Origin of the sequence: Mycolicibacterium neoaurum, from assembly GCF_036946495.1 — a bacterium.
Classification (GTDB): domain Bacteria; phylum Actinomycetota; class Actinomycetes; order Mycobacteriales; family Mycobacteriaceae; genus Mycobacterium; species Mycobacterium neoaurum_B.
In genome coordinates this window covers 3,411,394-3,429,096 of the sequence record NZ_JAQIIX010000002.1, presented here as the reverse complement: position 1 = coordinate 3,429,096, position 17,703 = coordinate 3,411,394, and the positions used below count along the sequence as shown (strand labels likewise).

16 protein-coding genes and 1 tRNA gene are annotated in these 17,703 nt (G+C 66.1%); 12 read left to right on the top strand and 5 right to left on the bottom strand.

What is annotated here, in order from left to right:
• Positions 1-17: 17 nt before the first annotated feature.
• Positions 18-920, bottom strand: a complete 903-nt coding sequence (locus tag PGN27_RS21855) for a LysR family transcriptional regulator (RefSeq protein WP_335327983.1) — start codon at positions 918-920, stop codon at positions 18-20.
• Between the two features lie 83 nt (positions 921-1,003).
• Between PGN27_RS21855 and PGN27_RS21850 the strand changes: the two genes are divergently transcribed.
• The 3 genes from PGN27_RS21850 (at position 1,004) to PGN27_RS21840 (ending at position 4,991) form a co-directional block, all read left to right on the top strand.
• Entirely contained in the window at positions 1,004-2,515 is a 1,512-nt protein-coding gene (locus tag PGN27_RS21850; RefSeq protein ID WP_335327982.1) for a CoA-acylating methylmalonate-semialdehyde dehydrogenase, read from the top strand.
• A gap of 4 nt (positions 2,516-2,519) precedes the next feature.
• The gene (locus tag PGN27_RS21845) at positions 2,520-3,680 is read left to right on the top strand and encodes an iron-containing alcohol dehydrogenase (RefSeq protein ID WP_335327981.1); all 1,161 of its coding nucleotides are present in this window, start codon (positions 2,520-2,522) and stop codon (positions 3,678-3,680) included.
• Between the two features lie 72 nt (positions 3,681-3,752).
• Entirely contained in the window at positions 3,753-4,991 is a 1,239-nt protein-coding gene (locus tag PGN27_RS21840) for a threonine/serine exporter family protein (RefSeq protein ID WP_335327980.1), read from the top strand.
• Here the strand turns inward: PGN27_RS21840 and PGN27_RS21835 are convergent.
• The gene (locus tag PGN27_RS21835) at positions 4,915-6,657 is read right to left on the bottom strand and encodes a GGDEF domain-containing protein (RefSeq protein ID WP_335327979.1); all 1,743 of its coding nucleotides are present in this window, start codon (positions 6,655-6,657) and stop codon (positions 4,915-4,917) included. The two genes, PGN27_RS21840 and PGN27_RS21835, sit on opposite strands and share 77 nt — an antisense overlap.
• A 46-nt stretch (positions 6,658-6,703) precedes the next feature.
• A complete protein-coding gene (locus PGN27_RS21830; RefSeq protein ID WP_335327978.1) occupies positions 6,704-7,009 on the bottom strand; it encodes a hypothetical protein in 306 nt (101 codons plus the stop codon).
• A 448-nt stretch (positions 7,010-7,457) separates the two neighbouring features.
• Here PGN27_RS21830 and PGN27_RS21825 point away from each other — a divergent pair, with 448 nt between their 5' ends.
• The 8 genes from PGN27_RS21825 (at position 7,458) to PGN27_RS21790 (ending at position 15,384) form a co-directional block, all read left to right on the top strand.
• A complete protein-coding gene (locus PGN27_RS21825) occupies positions 7,458-8,453 on the top strand; it encodes an isopenicillin N synthase family dioxygenase (RefSeq protein ID WP_335327977.1) in 996 nt (331 codons plus the stop codon).
• A 77-nt stretch (positions 8,454-8,530) separates the two neighbouring features.
• Positions 8,531-9,484, top strand: coding sequence for a LysR family transcriptional regulator (locus tag PGN27_RS21820; protein ID WP_335327976.1), 954 nt, complete (start codon positions 8,531-8,533; stop codon positions 9,482-9,484).
• A 67-nt stretch (positions 9,485-9,551) separates the two neighbouring features.
• Positions 9,552-10,778 carry an acyl-CoA dehydrogenase family protein gene (locus PGN27_RS21815; RefSeq protein ID WP_335327975.1) on the top strand — a complete coding sequence of 409 codons (1,227 nt, stop codon included), beginning with the start codon at positions 9,552-9,554 and terminating at the stop codon, positions 10,776-10,778.
• A 25-nt stretch (positions 10,779-10,803) separates the two neighbouring features.
• Positions 10,804-11,853: a hypothetical protein gene (locus PGN27_RS21810; protein ID WP_335327974.1), complete on the top strand. Its 1,050-nt coding sequence runs from the start codon at positions 10,804-10,806 to the stop codon at positions 11,851-11,853.
• Positions 11,854-11,870: 17 nt separating this feature from the next.
• Positions 11,871-12,506: a GPR1/FUN34/YaaH family transporter gene (locus tag PGN27_RS21805; protein ID WP_335327973.1), complete on the top strand. Its 636-nt coding sequence runs from the start codon at positions 11,871-11,873 to the stop codon at positions 12,504-12,506.
• A 165-nt stretch (positions 12,507-12,671) separates the two neighbouring features.
• On the top strand, positions 12,672-13,328 hold the full coding sequence (locus tag PGN27_RS21800) for a cutinase family protein (RefSeq protein ID WP_335328820.1): 657 nt from the start codon (positions 12,672-12,674) through the stop codon (positions 13,326-13,328).
• A gap of 256 nt (positions 13,329-13,584) precedes the next feature.
• Positions 13,585-14,859: a PE-PPE domain-containing protein gene (locus PGN27_RS21795; protein ID WP_335327972.1), complete on the top strand. Its 1,275-nt coding sequence runs from the start codon at positions 13,585-13,587 to the stop codon at positions 14,857-14,859.
• 18 nt (positions 14,860-14,877) lie between these two features.
• The gene (locus tag PGN27_RS21790) at positions 14,878-15,384 is read left to right on the top strand and encodes a VOC family protein (RefSeq protein WP_335327971.1); all 507 of its coding nucleotides are present in this window, start codon (positions 14,878-14,880) and stop codon (positions 15,382-15,384) included.
• Between the two features lie 34 nt (positions 15,385-15,418).
• Here the strand turns inward: PGN27_RS21790 and PGN27_RS21785 are convergent, their stop codons facing one another.
• Positions 15,419-15,595 carry a hypothetical protein gene (locus tag PGN27_RS21785; RefSeq protein WP_335327970.1) on the bottom strand — a complete coding sequence of 59 codons (177 nt, stop codon included), beginning with the start codon at positions 15,593-15,595 and terminating at the stop codon, positions 15,419-15,421.
• Positions 15,596-15,926: 331 nt separating this feature from the next.
• Here PGN27_RS21785 and PGN27_RS21780 point away from each other — a divergent pair, with 331 nt between their 5' ends.
• The gene (locus PGN27_RS21780; protein ID WP_418888663.1) at positions 15,927-17,471 is read left to right on the top strand and encodes an LCP family protein; all 1,545 of its coding nucleotides are present in this window, start codon (positions 15,927-15,929) and stop codon (positions 17,469-17,471) included.
• 137 nt (positions 17,472-17,608) lie between these two features.
• On the opposite strand, the gene PGN27_RS21775 is transcribed toward PGN27_RS21780, so the two are convergent.
• Positions 17,609-17,682 (bottom strand) — tRNA-Met (locus PGN27_RS21775).
• Between the last annotated feature and the right edge of the window lie 21 nt (positions 17,683-17,703).

The following is a 17,703-nucleotide window of genomic DNA, read 5'->3' as shown; positions in this document are numbered from 1 at the left end:
TTTCGAACCTGGAGCGGTTAGGTCCGGCGCTTGCCCAGACTCAGGTCGGGATGCGCCTGCACAGTGTCGCGCAGGAATGCACAAACGGTGCGCACCCGCTCAAGACGCTCGAGCTCCCGCGGAACCACCAACCAGTACAGCCTGCGAACACTGAAGGCATCGGGCAGCACCCGGATCAGGCGTTCATCACCGTTGGCGATATAAGCGGGCAACGGCGCGACCCCGAGCCCGCTTCGCGCCGCCAGCCAGTGGCCGGTGATGTTGGATATCTGCGCGTCGACGTTCTGGACATGGGGCAGCTCGTCGAGAATTCTCAGCGGCTCCACGTCCATCAATGCATTGACGTACCAGATCAGGGTGTGCGCGCGCAGATCCGACACTTTCGCGATGGGCGGGTGGGTTTCCAGGTACTCCGCGGTCGCGTAGAGACCCAGGTCGTAATGGCACAGCACCTCCGAGCGGACCGCACGGGAGGTGGGCCGTTCCAGGGTCACGGCGACGTCGAAATGCCGCTCGGATACCGCATTGTGCACGGTCGCCGTGACCAGCTCCACGCTCAGACGCGGGTGCGCGGCTTTCAACTCCACGAGGTGCGGCGCGATGATGAACGCGCCGAAACCGTCTGTGGACGTGATGCGAATCGACCCGGTCAAGACATCCGGCGTCGCACCTTGGACATCGTAGGCGGCCATTACCGCCGATTCGACCGCCTCCGCGCGAGGCATCATCCGCTTGCCCGCCTCGGTGAGTCGCCACCCACTGGGGGCTCGGTCGAAGAGCCGCTCACCCACCGACCGCTCGAGCGCGGTGATCCGACGCCCCACGGTGGTGTGGTCGACCTCCAATACCCGGGAGGCGTCACTCAGCCGACCGGCCCGCGCCACCTCGAGGAAGTAGCGAAGATTGTCCGCGCTGAGCATGCGACCTCCTATCGTGCAATTTTGCAGTCACCGGAGCGTATTTACTCGTTGACTCGTGCGCAAATCTCACTTCCCATGGTGGGGTGACTCAGACCGCATCTCGGCCCACGGCCATCAGCCACTGGCTGAACAACGAACTGTTTCAAGGCACCTCGGGGCAGACCGCGCCCGTGACGAACCCGGCGTCGGGTGCGGTGACCGGTCATGTCGCCCTGGCCTCGGTCGAGGACTCCCGCACGGTCATCGACGCCGCCGCCGCCGCGTTCCCCGCCTGGCGCGACACCTCCTTGGCCAAACGCACCCAAATCCTGTTCGCCTTTCGCGAACTACTCAACGCCCGCAAAGGCGAACTCGCCGAAATCATCACCAGCGAGCACGGCAAAGTCGTCTCCGACGCCCTCGGCGAAGTCGCCCGCGGCCAAGAAGTCGTCGAATTCGCTTGCGGCATCCCCCACCTCTTGAAGGGCGGCTACACCGAAAACGCCTCCACCAACGTCGACGTCCACAACATCCTGCAGCCGTTGGGCCCGGTCGCCATCATCTCCCCGTTCAACTTCCCCGCCATGGTCCCGATGTGGTTCTTCCCCATCGCCATTGCCGCCGGCAACACCGTCGTACTCAAACCGTCGGAGAAAGACCCATCGGCCTCCCTGTGGCTGGCCCAACTGTGGAAAGAAGCCGGGCTGCCCGACGGCGTGTTCAACGTCCTCCAAGGCGACAAAACCGCCGTCGACGAACTACTCACCAACCCCGCCATCAAGGCGGTGTCCTTCGTCGGCTCCACCCCCATCGCGCAATACGTCTACGCCACCGCCACCGCAGCCGGCAAACGCGTCCAAGCCCTCGGCGGAGCCAAAAACCACGCCGTCATCCTGCCCGACGCCGACCTCGATCTGGCCGCCGACGCCATGGTCAACGCCGGCTTCGGCTCCGCAGGCGAACGCTGCATGGCCATCTCGGCCGCCGTGGCCGTCGGCCCCATCGCCGACGACCTCGTCGCCAAAATCACCGAACGCACCACCGGATTGAAAATCGGCGACGGCACCCGCAACACCGACATGGGCCCACTCGTGACCAAAGCCCACCGCGACAAAGTCGCCTCCTATATCGACGCCGGCGAAGCCGACGGCGCCAAGGTCGTCGTCGACGGCCGCAATGTCCAAGCCGACGGTGGTGCCGATGGTTTCTGGTTGGGCCCCACCCTGCTCGACAACGTCACCCCCGACATGAGCGTCTACACCGACGAAATCTTCGGCCCCGTCCTGTCGGTACTGCGCGTGGACACCTACGACCAAGCCCTGCAACTGATCAACACCAACCCCTACGGCAACGGCACCGCCATCTTCACCAACGACGGCGGCGCCGCCCGACGCTTCCAAAACGAGGTCGAGGTCGGCATGGTCGGCATCAACGTCCCCATCCCCGTCCCCATGGCCTACTACAGCTTCGGCGGCTGGAAAGCCTCCCTCTTCGGCGACTCCCACGCCCACGGCACCGAAGGCGTCCACTTCTACACGCGCACCAAAGCCATCACCACCCGCTGGCTGGACCCCTCCCACGGCGGTATCAACCTCGGCTTCCCCGAGAACGGATAAACCCATGTCTTACAACGTGACTCTCCCCCGACACAGCAAGGTCGGCGCCGGCGCTGCCGCCGACCTCGGAACCCTGTGCGCACAGGTCGGTATCACGCGTCCGGTGCTGGTGACCGACGGCTACCTCGCCGATACCGGTCAGGCCGACCGCCTGCTGGGCATTTTGCGCGAGGCCGGCTGTGAGCCGGCATTGTTCGCCGAGACCGTGCCAGATCCAACATCATCATCGCTGCTGCCCGGACTCGAGACGGTACGACGGCACCGGGCCGACGGTGTCATCGGATTCGGCGGTGGTAGCCCGATGGACACCGCCAAGGCGCTGGCCGTCCTGGCCGTCGCCGAGGGCGATATCAACTCCTTCAAGGCACCGAACCTGTACGCCGGTCCCGCGCTGCCCATCGTCGCGGTACCGACGACCGCGGGAAGCGGCTCGGAGGCAACGCAGTTCACGGTCATCACCGATGACGACACCGACGAGAAGATGCTGTGTCCCGGTTTGTCGTTCCTTCCGATCGCGACCGTGATCGACTTCGAGCTGACCATGTCGATGCCGGCCCGCCTGACCGCCGACACCGGTGTCGACGCACTCACCCACGCCATCGAGGCCTACGTGAGCCGTCGGGCGAATCCGTTCAGCGACGGAATGGCGCTGGTGGCCATGCGCACCATCAGCGCCAACCTGCGACGCGCGTATGCCGACGGTGAGGATCGGGCCGCGCGGGAAGCGATGATGCTGGCCTCCACACAGGCTGGGATGGCATTCTCCAACGCCAGCGTGGCCCTGGTGCACGGTATGAGTCGCCCCATCGGCGGGCATTTCCATGTCGCACATGGTCTGTCGAATGCGATGCTGTTGCCCGCCGTTACCAGGTTCTCGGCACAGGCGGCGACCGGGCGCTACGCCGAGTGTGCGCGTGCGATGCGCGTGGCCGACGATTCGGCCAGTGATGCGGTGGCAGCCGGTGCGCTGGTCGACGAGCTCGACGCCCTGTGCGCCGATGTCGCGGTGCCGTCACCGGCTCAGTACGGCATCGATTCGACGGACTGGGATTCCCGCCTGGAGGTGATGGCCGCCCAAGCACTGGCCTCCGGCTCACCGGGCAACAACCCACGGGTTCCCGACGCCGACGAGGTGATCGAGCTGTACCAGGCGATCTACCAGTAGGCAGGCACCGTTACCGATCCGCATCGTGGTCGCACCGCATAGGGTGGGCGGACCGACCACGAGGGAGCCACCATGGGCAGTCCGGCATCAGCGAGCAGCACCGTGCTCGAAGTTGCTGCGATGCTGCAGAACAACGGCCAATCCACCGGCATGACACTGGCAGCGGTGGACAGGCTGAACAACGGTCTGGGTATCTCCACGACGCTCATCCCCTCATGGCAGTCGTTGATACTGACCGATTCCGGTGATGACACCGGTGCGGCTCAGGCCGTACCGGTGTCACCGACCGGAGTGAACATCGCGCGGGTGGCCGCCGTCATGCGGGTGGTGGACACCGCCGAGGACGGTCCCGTAGCTCTGGACGAGGTACGGGGCGCACTCACCGAGGCGGCATCGCTGCCACTATCGCACCCCATTCTGTTCATCTTGGCCTGCGCCGGCGGGGCGGGCGCGCTTGCGGTCATCTTTGGTGCCGACAACCCGACCGTGGTGCTGTTGGCGGCACTGACCGGGGCGGTCGGGGGAATCCTGCGGCGCGTGGCCGGCCACTGGGGTGCCGGGCCGCTCCCCCAGGCGTTCCTCGCCGCCACGGTCTCGGGGCTCATCGGCGCCCACGCGATGAACGCTCAGCTGGGTGCCGGGGCGGCGCTCGTGGCGCTGTGCGCCGTGCTGATCCTGGTTCCCGGCCCGCACATCCTCAACGGCGCGCTGGATCTGTTGTCCGCACGCGCGGGGTTGGGAATGTGCCGAATCGGTTGGGCAGCAGTGATTCTCATTGCGATCGGCGTCGGACTACTGCTCGGTGTGCAGCTGGGCGGCGCTCACTTCCCCGAACTCGGAACCGCATTGAAGACACCGCTGCCCGGCGATGTGATTGCCGCGGGGGTCGCGGCAGCCAGCTACGCGGTGTACTTCTCGATGCCCTACCGGTTCATCCTGTGGCCGGTGGCTGCCGGCATGCTGGCACATGCCGGGCACTGGGCGGCGCTTTCGTTATGGCACTGCGGGCCCGCGACGGCCGCCCTCATCGCCTGCCTGATCGTCGGCACCACGCTGGCGCCGCTCTCACACGCTTTGCGAATTCCCTTTGCCGGTATCGGTTTCGCGTCGGTGGTATCGCTGGTTCCTGGCTCGTATGTGCTGGCAACGGTGAACGGCGTGGTTGGACTTGCCGGCGATCCCGCCCCGGAGTTGTTGGCCACCACTGCCTCCAGCGCAGCGACGGCTGTTGCGATCATCGCCGCGATGGCAGCGGGTCTGGCAGTACCGATTCATGTTCGCGACGTCCTGCTGAACCGTCAGCGTCGGTGAGGTCGACGGCGGGCCGCGACACGCAATAGTGCGCGAGAACCTGAGCCAGCGGTGCGATGTCGCGCAACTGTTGGATATCGGTATTGCAGTAGAACTCGACCAAATACTTGGTCTCTGTCGCGTGCACGGCCACCCCGAGCACCGCCCGGTACCCGAGTACCTCCAACAAGGCCACCTCGCTGGGATCCGACGACTCGTCGTCACGGGACGCGAAGAACGTCGACGCCTCCCTGATCGCACGCTCGGTCTCCGGGTAGTCGGCAAGCTCACCGCCGTCGACACCGAGATCGGTGAGGATCGCCAGATCCGAGTCGGGCTCGCGCACGATATCCATCTTGCGCGCCGTCGACACCGACGCGCCGTCGGCGGACACGACCGACAACGCGTAGGCGCACGTGTTCACCGCACGCTGCATCTGGATGGCAAGGACCTCCAAGGCCTCCAGATGCGACAGTCTCGGGTTCTCGCCGAGGATCCGCACGACGCTGTCGGTCAGAAACTGCGTGCCGCGGTGCACATCGATGCTGCGGTCCCTCGACCCGACCGGAAGGTGCTCGGAGATCACCACCGAACTGAAATGAGCCGGGCCGTGGCGCTTCGCCTCACGCAGTGCCGCGTCCGCGGCGGCCAACAACTCGTCGCCGGTGCAGTCGCTGCGCTCGCTCGTGGCGGCAGCACCCCAGGACACGCTGACCATTCCGCCGACTGCGTCGCGGATATCACGGGTCGCGCACTTGGCCAGCTCCTGGGCATGCGACATCGTCGCGTTGGGCACCAGTATGCAGAATTCGTCGCCACCCAACCGGGCCACCAGCGCGCCCGGAAGGGTGTGCGCCAGCCCGGACAGCACCGCGGCGACATCGCGAAGCAGTTGGTCACCGGCGGGATGGCCCGACTGATCGTTGACCTGTTTGAACCCGTCCAGATCGCAGACGAGGGCCACCACGTCGGTCTGGCCCCATTCGATCCCATCGCAGAACTCCGAGAGCGCTCGTCGATTCGCCAGCCCCGTCAGCGGGTCTTCGAAGGCGTAGCCCCAGATGGTGCTGATCAGCTCCGACCGCCCGATCGCGATGGCCACGAAGGCGGCAACCGCCTGCAGGAGCTGGGCGTCGCCATGGTCGAAGCGGCGGCCGTCGGCCCCGCTCACCCATACCTCACCCCACATCACGTCGCCGGCCATGATCGGGACGGCGAGCTCGCACTCTTTGCCGAGTTGTTCGAGAAGCATCCTGGACCGTGGCGGGCAAGCGGGATCGTCGATGTGGTGGGTATAGGAGCGACCCTCGTGCAGCAGCTCGGCGACATCCGATTCGTTCGCCACGTAATAGAACTCGTCGGAGGGCCAACGACGTTCATGCGGTCCGAGGTTGCCCACGTTGATCAGCGTCTGCAGGGCGTTGCTATTGCGTTCCCATCGGCAGATGGACACCGATGCTGCGCCGAGCGCTCCGACGGTCTGCTCAGCGATGACCTCGAGAACGTGCGCGAACGAGTCGGGACGTAATACCGCCTCCGCTATCCGCAGCAGGGCCTTGAGTACCGGCACCTCGGCCGCAGCGCCGATCAGCTCGTCGATGACCTGGGGCCACTCGCCATTCGCGGCCTGCCACACCTTGGCGTTGTCGATGCCGGAGGTGGCGCTCAGAACACCCTGTCGGTACATATCGGTCCCCTGCACACCCTCCGCCGCACCGAGGACGGCGCCGGTCTTACTTGAAAAGATAACCGCTGTCCCGCTCTTGTTCAGCGCTAATCGCGGTGGCGGGCTGGGCCCCGCCGGGGGTGTCAGTCGGTGCGGTTCGTATCCGTCGCCGGTAGTTCCTGGCGAGTTCCGCCGCGGACTGCCGCATCATGTCCTCGGTGACATAGCTCCGAGCCTCGAAACGACTTACCGCGAACAGCGATGAACAATCCGTGAGGTATCGGGCCAGCTCGGCGCGCAGCACCTGGCGGGGTATCCACATCCCGTGATCGTTGGCGAGCAACACGGCCAGGCGGTCGACATGGGCTTTCATCCACGGAGCAGGGTCCTTTGCGACCCCGACCGACATACCGGCCCGCCGCCGCAGCGATGAGCTGCGCATGCCCTGTCGCAGCCCGCGCCCTGGCGCCGCCACGGCTCCCAACGCGTCGGCATGGTCGGGCTGTCCCTCTGGACAGAGTTGACGGCGTCGACTGCATGCCCTACCGCAGTCGCCCACGACCTGCGCCGTCGCCATCCGATACCGAGTCGCCTTCACTCGCGCCCTCCGATCCCCGCCCGCACACGACCGTGCCCTAACGATCCCACAGCGGCCCGGGCCGCACATCTTGACCTTCGAATTCCGGGGTCGGCTCGGGCGGGGCTCGCGTCGTTCACCGCGTCGGCGTCGCCCGGATCCGGTTTGTACCCCATCTTCACGCCGATGAAGGATCTGTTGACGCGGATTGGTCCGGCGTCGGCGATGGTGCAGGGTGTGAAGAATGCTCCCGGTGCTCGATCTGTCAAAGTCGCAGACAGACCCCGACGGTTTCCGAGTCACGTTGCGTGAGGCCGCCCACACGTACGGGTTCTTCTATCTGACCGGGCACGGTGTCTCGGACGCGCAGACCGCCGGGGTACTGCGGTCGGCTCGCGAGTTCTTCGCGCTGCCGGTCGATGTCAAGAACCGGATCAGTCAATTGCAGAGCCCGCAGTTTCGCGGCTACTCCCGCCTGGGCGGTGAGCTGACCAACGGCCAGGTGGACTGGCGCGAACAGATCGATATCGGCCCTGAGCGCGCCACCGTGCCCGGCGCCGAGGGTTACTGGCGGCTGCAGGGCCCCAACCTGTGGCCCGAGCAGCCGACGGGTTTCCGCGCGGCCTTCGAAGACTGGGACCGCTCGCTGTCGGCGGTGGGTCTGCGGTTGCTCCGGCTCTGGGCCGAGTCGTTGGGGGCCGCCGCAGACCTGTTCGACGAGGCGTTCGCCGGACTTCCCGCGACCTTGATCAAGGTGGTGCGCTACCCCGGTGGCGCCGCCAGCGACCAAGGCGTTGGTGCACACAAGGATTCGGGTGTGCTCACGCTGCTTCTGGTCGAGCCGGACTCGACGGGCCTGCAGGTCGAGCTCACCGCGGGTGAGTGGGTCGACGTACCGCCGGTGCCCGGTGCGTTCATCGTCAACATCGGCGAACTCCTGGAAGTCGCCACCGGTGGCTACCTGCGGGCCACCCGGCACCGGGTGCTGTCACCGAAGCCGGGCACCGACCGGGTATCGATCCCCTACTTCCTGAATCCGGCCCTCGATGCCACTGTCCCGCTGATCGTGCTGCCCGACGAACTGGCAGCCCTGGCTCGTGGTGTCGAAACCGACCCCGACAATCCGATCTTCAACACCTACGGTGAGAACGCCTGGAAATCACGAACCCGCGCACATCCCGATGTCGCCGAACGCCATCACGGGATCCGGCCCAGGAGCGTCCCTGGATCCGGCTACTGACCGGTCTAGCCGGAGAGTTGCCGTCGTCATGAGCGCAACCCTGCCGGTTGCCGCAGATCCTTCCTAGTCTTCGCGAGATGTTCGATGTGCGCAGATTGGTGGTGTTGCAGGAGATAGCACGCTGCGGATCTCTCAGTGCCGCAGCTGCTGCCATGAACTACACCACATCGGCGGTCTCCCAGCAGGTCACCGCATTGGAGCGCGACCTGGGTTGCACCGTGCTGGTGCGCGGCCCGTCCGGTGCGCGCCTCACACCCGCAGGTAGCACCCTCCTGGAGCACGCACCCACGATCCTCGGTGCCGTGGCTGCCGCCGAGCGCGACCTCGCCAACGGCACCACCCGGCGGCCGGGCGTGGTGCGCATCGCATCGTTCGCCAGCGCTGCGGCGGTCATCCTGCCACCGGCCATTGCTCGCACTCGACGGGTATTGCCGGGGCTGGCAGTGGAATTGGTGACAGTCGATCCCGACGACGGGGTGGAACTACTGCGCAACGGTGACGTCGACGCCGCGATGGTGACCGAAGTGCCGGGGGAACACACCGACTTCCCGGGCGTGACCACGCTCGACGTCTATGACGACGAGTTCTTCGTGGTGCTGCCATCGGGGCATCGCCTGGTGGACCGGATCGAGGTGCCGATGGCCGAACTGGCCCGCGAGAACTGGGTGGTGAGCAGCCAGACAGGTCTGTGCCCGGACACCCGCGTCTTCCGCAACACCTGCGAGCGTGCGGGATTCGAACCGAACGTCAGTTTTCGCGCCGAAGAGTACGCGACGGTGCAGGGCTTCGTCGCCGCCGGGCTCGGTGTGTCCCTGGTGCCGTCACTTGCGGCATCGGGCGCACGCACCGACGTTGCCATCCGCAGGGTCGCGGGGCACCGCCCCGTGCGCAAGGTGTCCATAGCCACCGCCGCTGCACCGGTGCCGGCAAGCGTTCTGGCCACCGTGGTCGGATTGATCACTGCGGCCGGCAAAGCCATTGCAACACAGATCGAGTGCAGCGTTCCTGCAAGCGCTTTCAGCGTCGCTTGAACCATCTTTTCAACCATCTCCGGTCTCTCTAGTTTTTTCGCAGACCCAAAGCGAGGAGCCCGCACCGATGCCCACCACCATCACCGCCGTACCCGTTCTGCGAACCGTCGAGGACGCTCTAGGTGTCGCGAGGACCGTCGCGGCGTCAGCCGCCGAGGGGTCCGTGCAACGCGAGATCGACGGCAGCCTGCCGACCGATGCGCTGACTCAAATCGGCAGCTCCGGTCTGCTGGGAATACTGGTCCCCAAGACATTCGGCGGCCCGGACCTACCCCGGTCCACCGCCGTCGAGGTACTGCGTATTCTCGCGCGGGCCGACTCGGCCGTGGGCCAACTGCTGTTGGCCCATTACGTCGTCACCGCCGCCATCCGCGGTCTGCAGTCCGACGAACCCGCTCCGCGGATCTACCGAGACGTCCTCAACGGGGCTCAGCTCGGCAACGCCACCGTCGAGCGAGGAACCCGGACCAGCGTGGAGCGCACCACCACGGTGACTCGACAATCCGATGGCGACTGGGTACTCGAGGGAACGAAGTTCTACGCCACCGGATCACTCGGCGCCACCTGGATCGCCGTCGCTGCCAGGATCAGCGGAACCGACCACGGAGCAACTGTTTTCGTTCGCCCCGATGATCCGGGCGTTATTCTGAACCTGGACCGCTGGTCGTCCTTCGGTCAACGCGGCACAGCCAGCGGCGAAGTCGTTCTGGACGAAGTCCACGTCGCCGCCGATCTGGTCATCGACGAAGGTCCAGACCCCGACCCCCTGTCGGCGGAACCGTCGGTCCTCGGCGCATTCGATCAGGCGCTGCACACCGCCATCGACGTCGGCACCGCCCGAGCCGCGCTCGAAGACGGTGCGGACTTCGTCGCGTCGCGTAGCCGGCCGTGGTTCGAGGCACACGTCGAACGCGCCGCCGACGAATCACATGTCATCCGCCGATTCGGGGAACTGACCGCCAAACTGTATGCCCTGGAGGCACTGTTGGCACACGGCTCGCGCCTGGTCGACGACGCGCTGGACGCACCGGAAGTGACCCGCGACGCAGCGGCAGCGGCCTCGCTTCAGGTGGCAGCGGCAAAGGCCCTGGCCCAGGAATACGCCGTCGAGATCGCCAGCGGCATATTCGAACTGACCGGGACATCGGCAACCGACACCAAGTACGCACTCGACCGGCACTGGCGCAATCTACGCGTGCACACATTGCACGATCCCGCTCGGTGGAAATACGTCCATCTGGGGCGGCACACCCTGGACGGCACCCTGCCGCCACGTCTCGGCCTGCTCCTCTGACACCCACTACCACCAAGGATCACTCATGACCGGCTTCTATCTCACCGGCAGCATCAACGTCCCGACCACCGCCACCGCATTCGCTCTGGTCGGAGAACACCTGCAGCCAGGCGTGCGTCGCGTCCCCGACGGCGAACCCGGCGACCGCGCCAACTGGGTTCTGGTGCATTCGTCTCACTTCCTGTCCAACCCGACCCTCGACGTCATCGACGGACGCGCCACCATCCGCCCGGGGACCGAGGTGTCCTTCGGCGATATCGACTACCACTCCGCTGCGATCGCCTCCCATCGCGAATTCCGGTCCGCCCGCGACGCCGGAATCCTGGAGCCCGACAGCAGGTTCCTTGTCTCCATCGCCACTCCGTTCAACGCGGTGAACTCGTTCGCCCACTTCGACTCTCAGGTCGAGATCGCGCTGGCGTACGAAACCGCGCTGCGACGCAGTGTCGAGCAGATACAGGACGCCATCCCGCATGCGGACCTGGCCATCCAATGGGATCTGCCGACCGAACTGGCGACCATCGAAGGATGGTTCGCCAACCCCTACCCCGACCATGAGTCGATCTTCGCGGCCACTGCCCGCCTCGCGGACTGGATAGCCGACGATGTCGACCTGACCTTCCACCTCTGCTACGGCGACTCGAAATTCGGGGCATCGCCCTTCATGGGTGAACCGCCCACCGAGGAGGCGGCCGCACGCGGTGGGCGGCACATCCTGCCGCGGGACGCCGGCGCGATCGTGACATTGTCCAACGGCCTTGCGCGCCATATCGCCCGTCCCATCAACGCCATCCACGCGGCGACGGTGGCCGCGTGGACCAAACGGGCACACTGGCAACCCCTGACCGGGTTGGCCGTCGAAGCCGAGACGGAGTTCTATCTCGGTTTGCTGCACGCCGAGGACGGTGCTGCAGGCACCCGACACCGGGCGGCGCTCGCCGCGGAATTCCTGCCGCGGTTCGGCCTGTCTACCGAATGCGGACTCGGACGCCACTCCCCCGAACAACTCGACGCCGTACTTACCGCATGGCGGGACCTTTCCAGCACCTACCAACCCGTCCTCGCGACGGCCTGAGCACCCGAGGACATCTCATGACCGATCTGGCCACCCCCACGGCCTTTCCCGAACTGCTGCAGACTTCCCCTGACACCGTCGCTTCTCGAGCAGGGGATCCCGGCCTGATCGCGTTGCCGCTGATCATCGCCGGCGGCTTCGGGCTGGGCGTCACCAATACCGGCATCCTCGACGTGCCGGCGGCCGCCATACCAATTCTGTTGTCGGCGACGTCAATAGGGCTTCTGATCGCCACGCTGTGGTCGGCGGCGCTGGGCCAGAACGTCAACGCGACCGTCTACGGCACGTTCTTCGGCTTCTACGGGAGCTACGCGGTGCTGTCGCTGGGCCTCACGCACGACTGGTTCGGCATCGACGTTGCCGACGCCGGCGGCACCGTCGCCCTCTGGCTGACCAGCTGGTTGGTGACCATCGGCCTGCTGACGGTGCTTCTACTCCGCCTGCCCTGGACCTACCCGGTGCTACTGCTGGTGGTCGATCTGGCCCTGGCCGCGCTGCTGATCGGAAACCTCACCGCCAGCCCCGGTGCCACGCACGCCGGCGGATGGCTGGTCTTCGCTTTCGTCGGTTTCGTCGTGTACTTCTACGCCGCGGCGCTGTGGGCGGAAACCGGCGGCCGGGCCCTCCCGCTGGGGCGCCCCCTCATCGGCTGAGGTCATCGTCAGTGCGACGCCGCTCACATTCGTTAGCGCAGCTATTTGATTTTTGGTTGACTGGGCAACGATTCAATCCAGTGGCCGCGCAGACAGGGATGAGCCGTGATCGACAGCGTGAAACAAGCCGTGAACCGGTTCGCATCGGTGCCCGCCGCGGCCGCACTGCTGGCCGGTGTGGCCGGCGGCGTGGCCATCGCGCCGGGAGCGGCCGACCCATGCCCCGATGTTCAGCTGATCTTCGCCCGGGGCACCTTCGAAGCGCCCGGCGTCGGATCCGTCGGACAAAGCTTCGCCGATGCCGTACAGCAACGCGCAGAAGGCAAGTCCGTCAACACCTACGCGGTCAACTATCCCGCCTCGCTCGACTTCGCGACCGCTGCCGATGGAGTCGCCGACGCCAGGAACAAGGTGCTCTCCACCGTATCCGCTTGCCCCGACAGCAAAGTGGTGGTGGGAGGCTACTCGCAAGGGGCCGCGGTCGCGGCGTACCTCACCATGGATGCCGTGCCCGAGGGGTACCAGCTGCCGCCCACCATTACCGGTCCACTACCCCGCGAGGTGGCCGACCACGTCGCGGCGGTGGTGTTGTTCGGCAAACCGTCCAGCGGCTTCCTGCAGATGATCCACACCGGCGCACCCCCCATCACCGTCGGATCCGAATACGCGGGCAAGACCCTCGACGAGTGCCTGCCGGAGGACCCCGTGTGTTCACCGTCCGGCCGCGACCAGGGTGCCCACGGCGCGTATGCCGTGCGTGGCCTCACCGGACAGGCGGCGGATTACGTCGTCACCAAGCTCGGGTCGCCCGCCGCCAACTGACGAATTCTCCGACCGCTCGATACGAGACACCCACGGGCCCAACGGTTTCGGCCTGACATTCGGCGACGGGGCCGCGGGGTGCCCGGGATGGCGAGACAAGCCGCGGATTTCGCTACATAATATTGTTGAACCTGCAATTATATTGCGGGTTCGGCACCACCTGCGAATTCCCTTTGTCCACCGCTCCGCGCCCTTCGATGCATCGCCGCACCGCCGCGCGCGAGCACCGTGCGGTCTCTTATGTCGAAGGATTCTCATGAGTGTCGCGAGGCGCCTTGCCGCCGCGGGTTTTGCAGCGGCCGTTGTCATCGGTGGGACCACCGCGCCGGTTGCGCAGGCCGCCACCACGACACACTCATCCGGCGCCACGGCGTTCTACCTGCGGTACACCTGCCTGTGCGACTCCGTTCCCCATGCCCAGGAAGCACTCGACCTGGCCAGCGGATACCTCGACGATGTCGGTCCGATCAACGGCGTCGGGTACCCGGCGGGTCTGTTGTTCGCGCTGGATTCCGTGATCGGCGCCGGTGGGGTGAACTCCGCACTCGGGTCGGTCGCCGACGGTGTCAAGATCACCCTCATCGGCGTCAGTCAGGGCGCGATCGTGCTCAACTATGTCAAACAGTCACTCGCACTACAGATTACCGCCAACCGGCCGCACACCGAATTGTCGTTCGTCACCTTCGGCGACCCGACCAACGGCACCGGCGGGATTGTCGCCAAGAACCCACTGCTCTGGCTGACGGTGCCATTGGGTCCACTGCCCACCCCCTACAACACCACCGAGATCGTCCGCGAGTACGACGGTCTCGCCGACTGGCCCGACCGACCGACCGCGCTGTCGGCAATGAATGCGCTGCTGGGCACGGTGGTCGTGCACCCCGACTATGGGGTCGCAGCGGATCCGCGCACGCCGGGCACGCTGAAAACCGTCACCACCAACATTCTCGGGGGCACCACCACCCACTATCTGGTGCCTACGGCGGAACTTCCCATCACTGCGCTGCTGCGCGCGGCCGGGATGGACACATCGCTCATCGACGCCTGGCTTCGGCCGCAGATCGACCGTTCGTACAACCGCACCACGGTTTCTGCCTCGGCCGCCACCCCCACCGAGGAACCCACCGCCTCAGCAGAGCACGCTGCGACGCCCGCCGATACAGGCGCCACCATTGCCGAGGAAGCGGCGAAGGTTGTCTCGCCGCAACATGTCTCGGCCACCGTTTCGGTGGATCACGCCGCCGGACACAAGCGCGAAGAACCCGACAGCTCCCACCGCGAGGTGGCTGCGTCTCAGGAGGCCGAGGATGACGACGGGATCGACATCAGGACGCCGCACCACTCGGCCTCGACACCCGAGGACGACGCGAGTGTGCAGACATCGCTGACCCCGTCCCGATCGGGTGAGATCGAGCGTCCTTCGGCAGCTCAGGCGGACAGCACGACCCACGACACCAAAGCCCCCACTGAGCGGCAGGCCGAAAGCCGCGACAGCGCAGCACCTCACGCCGACAAAGAGCCCACGAGCTGACGGGAGCGTCATCGTGGAGTGGCCGCGGCGGACGGCGTGATCTGCCACACTCCTGTCATGATCCAGGGCTTCTCGCACATCGGTATCTGCGTCACCGACCTCGACCGTTCCATCCGCTTCTACACCGAGGTCTTCGGATTCGTGAAGCTCTACCAGCTCGACTTCGACAACAACGAAGTCGCCGCCACCATGGAACAGGAAGGCCGTTTCCGCTCCGCGATGCTCATTCGCAACGACATCCGGATCGAGTTGCTGCAGTGGGTTGACGTACCCACCACTGGTTCCGGCCGGCGCAAACCGATGACCGAGCTCGGCTTCACCCACCTGTCGTTCCGCGTGGAAGACGTCGACGGCCTGACCGATGCGATCGTGGCGGCGGGCGGGACATTCGTGGAGTCGACGCGCACGGTACTGGGGGATCCGGCAGATCCGACCTCGGGGCGCTTCATCTATCTGACCGACCCGGATGGCACCCGTATCGAGTTGATGCAGAACGTGCCCGACCTGTCCGGTATGAGCGGCTGAGCACGTAGGTTACGTCGCGTCGTGCCGTCCGCGACTAAGGCTGTTTCCAGCCGGTGATGCGCAGGTAAGGGTCAGCGCCCATGTTGTCCTCGGGCCGACCCCCGTGTTCGACCTCGGTCTCGGATACATCGACCGAGGCCACTGTCCGGGACAGGTCGACCGGCGGCGGCAGCACCGAGTACTTGTTCTCTGCTGGTGGTTCCTCGCCCATACTCGCCTCTCCCCCGTTGATACTGCCTCATCCTCTCGCACAGTCTGGCTGACCTCGCGGGCGTACGGTCACCGACGGTGGGCCGAGCCGCACGAGCTACCTCGGCCCTCGGCTATTGCCTGCGACACCGTCGAGCCCGTTGACCGGCGCGGTACTTCGATCAGTGCTTTTTCCCGTGCGCAACATCACTCGTCCGAAACCCGGTCCCACCGGTCGCTTATCAGGTGCTTCTCAGAGTCGCCACGGATAATCCCGAATCGTCATGACACAACGCGAACCCGCTGGGCCGGTCACGGATGTGCTGCCGCAGGTGCGAGGTCCGCGCCACCGTATGCCGCGGCCCGGTCCGTCGCGCCGCGGGCGGGTTCTACTTCGCACGATCTCCGCTCTCGTCGCGGTCATCACGGTCGGGATCACGGGCGTCGGATGGTCGGTGTACCGCAACATCGCAGGGGGGATCACCACCTCCGAGGCGCTCGCGGGTGCGGCGACCTCGACCGGAGGTGACCAGAACATCCTCATCATGGGTCTGGACAGCCGCCTGGATCAGCACGGCAACCCGCTGCCGAAGGACCTGTACGACGCCCTGCACGCGGGTGATGAGACGGTCGGCGGTTACAACGCCAACGTGCTCATCCTGCTGCATGTGCCGGGCGGCAACGGTCCCGTGACCGCGGTGTCGATCCCGCGCGACGACTACGTGCGTCTGCACGGCTGCCCCAGTGGCGAGTGCCAGGGAAAGATCAAGCAGGCCTACGGTCTGGCCTACCAGGAGACGATGAACTCGCTCGCCGAAAGCGGGTCGACGTCCGCCGATCCCGCGGCCAACGAGCAGGTCGCGCGCGAGGCCGGCCGCAAGGCACAGATCAACACGATCAGCGACCTACTGCGGGTTCCCGTCGACCACTTCATCGAGGTCACCCTCGGTGCCTTTTTCCAGATCGCGCAGGTTGTCCAGCCGATCACGGTGTGCCTGAACGACGACACCGCCGACGACTTCTCGGGCGCCGATTTTCACCGCGGGATACAGCAGATCGACGCCGCCCAGTCGATGGCCTTCGTCCGGCAGCGCCGCGACCTCAACAACGATCTGTTCACCGACCTGGACCGCACACGCCGCCAGCAGGCGTTCATCGTCTCGCTCGTGAAGGCCGTGCGAGACGGTGGGTCCCTGTCGAACCCCGCCGCGTTGCGACACCTCGCGGACGTGGCCAAGCAGAACGTGGCCGTCGACGCGGGATTCGACATGATGAAGTTCGTCGATCAGGCGTCGGCGATGAGCGACAAGCCGATGTCGCTGTACACGCTGCCGATCGGCGAATTCGGTCAGGACCCGCTCGGGCAGGACGTGAACATCGTCGACGTCGCGACGATCCGATCGATCGTGCAGAACCTGTTCCAGACCGGCTCGCCGAATCCGCCTGTCGCCACGGCCCCTTCGGCGGCACCCGACGAGCCGGCCACGGTCAACGTCGTCAACGCGACCGGGCACAAGGGCCTGGCAACCAGCGTCGCCGACGAGCTGAGCACCCACGGCTTCACCCGCGGTGACATCGGCACCGCTGAGGCGCTGTCGGACACCACCATCGTCGAGTACGGCCCCGGCGCCGAGCGCGCAGCCGCCGCGGTCGCGAACGACTTGCCGATCGCCGTGACCTCCGAATCGTCCTCCGCGGTGCCGCTCAACACTGTTGTCGTCACCATCGGCTCCGACTACCCCGTGAACGGATATGAGAGCGGAATGTCGTCGGGCGCAGGAGGAACGGCGGCGCCCGCGGAAATCACGACGGTCGACGCGACCGCGACCGGGACTCACGCACCCGCGCCGACCGATCTGACCGAGATGTCCGGCGCCCGGATCCCCTGCGTGCGCTGACCCGTTGGGGCACCAACGCGGCCCCGGTTCTGCCCCCACAACATCGTGCGCACCGGCGCATCCACGGCCCCAAACGGAAAGACCGCGGACCTAAAGTAGGTCCACGGCTATTCCGATGTCTTGCGACATCACACTAGTAGCGGGGACAGGATTCGAACCTGCGACCTCTGGGTTATGAGCCCAGCGAGCTACCGAGCTGCTCCACCCCGCGTCGGTGAACACAACATTACCC

Bases quoted from the DNA above. Each gene is read 5' to 3' on its own strand.
- PGN27_RS21845 (WP_335327981.1), top strand. From the start codon at position 2,520: ATGTCTTACAACGTGACTCTCCCCCGACACAGCAAGGTCGGCGCCGGC.
- PGN27_RS21820 (WP_335327976.1), top strand. From the start codon at position 8,531: ATGTTCGATGTGCGCAGATTGGTGGTGTTGCAGGAGATAGCACGCTGC.
- PGN27_RS21825 (WP_335327977.1), top strand. From the start codon at position 7,458: ATGCTCCCGGTGCTCGATCTGTCAAAGTCGCAGACAGACCCCGACGGT.
- PGN27_RS21840 (WP_335327980.1), top strand. From the start codon at position 3,753: ATGGGCAGTCCGGCATCAGCGAGCAGCACCGTGCTCGAAGTTGCTGCG.
- PGN27_RS21830 (WP_335327978.1), bottom strand. From the start codon at position 7,009: ATGAAAGCCCATGTCGACCGCCTGGCCGTGTTGCTCGCCAACGATCAC.
- PGN27_RS21785 (WP_335327970.1), bottom strand. From the start codon at position 15,595: ATGGGCGAGGAACCACCAGCAGAGAACAAGTACTCGGTGCTGCCGCCG.
- PGN27_RS21815 (WP_335327975.1), top strand. From the start codon at position 9,552: ATGCCCACCACCATCACCGCCGTACCCGTTCTGCGAACCGTCGAGGAC.
- PGN27_RS21810 (WP_335327974.1), top strand. From the start codon at position 10,804: ATGACCGGCTTCTATCTCACCGGCAGCATCAACGTCCCGACCACCGCC.
- PGN27_RS21795 (WP_335327972.1), top strand. From the start codon at position 13,585: ATGAGTGTCGCGAGGCGCCTTGCCGCCGCGGGTTTTGCAGCGGCCGTT.
- PGN27_RS21835 (WP_335327979.1), bottom strand. From the start codon at position 6,657: ATGTACCGACAGGGTGTTCTGAGCGCCACCTCCGGCATCGACAACGCC.
- PGN27_RS21780 (WP_418888663.1), top strand. From the start codon at position 15,927: ATGCCGCGGCCCGGTCCGTCGCGCCGCGGGCGGGTTCTACTTCGCACG.
- PGN27_RS21855 (WP_335327983.1), bottom strand. From the start codon at position 920: ATGCTCAGCGCGGACAATCTTCGCTACTTCCTCGAGGTGGCGCGGGCC.
- PGN27_RS21805 (WP_335327973.1), top strand. From the start codon at position 11,871: ATGACCGATCTGGCCACCCCCACGGCCTTTCCCGAACTGCTGCAGACT.